Here is a 622-nt window from a genome sequence, read left to right on the forward strand (position 1 = left end):
GGGACCGACTACAGCCCCAGGATGCGATGAGCCGACATCGAGGTGCCAAACCTCCCCGTCGATGTGGACTCTTGGGGGAGATAAGCCTGTTATCCCCGGGGTAGCTTTTATCCGTTGAGCGATGGCCCTTCCATGCGGAACCACCGGATCACTAAGCCCGACTTTCGTCCCTGCTCGACTTGTAGGTCTCGCAGTCAAGCTCCCTTGTGCCTTTACACTCTGCGAATGATTTCCAACCATTCTGAGGGAACCTTTGGGCGCCTCCGTTACATTTTAGGAGGCGACCGCCCCAGTCAAACTGCCCGCCTGACACTGTCTCCCGCCCCGATAAGGGGCGCGGGTTAGAATTTCAATACAGCCAGGGTAGTATCCCACCGACGCCTCCACCGAAGCTGGCGCTCCGGCTTCCAAGGCTCCTACCTATCCTGTACAAGCTGTACCAAAATTCAATATCAGGCTGCAGTAAAGCTCCACGGGGTCTTTCCGTCCTGTCGCGGGTAACCTGCATCTTCACAGGTACTATAATTTCACCGAGTCTCTCGTTGAGACAGTGCCCAGATCGTTACGCCTTTCGTGCGGGTCGGAACTTACCCGACAAGGAATTTCGCTACCTTAGGACCGT

General features: G+C 55.9%; 1 rRNA gene. It reads right to left on the reverse strand.

Going from position 1 to position 622, the window contains the following annotated elements:
* Positions 1-622: ribosomal RNA gene (locus LMF89_RS25485) — 23S ribosomal RNA — on the reverse strand; the annotation flags it as partial.

The organism is Pelosinus baikalensis (assembly GCF_020819555.1).
Lineage (GTDB): Bacteria > Bacillota > Negativicutes > DSM-13327 > DSM-13327 > Pelosinus > Pelosinus baikalensis.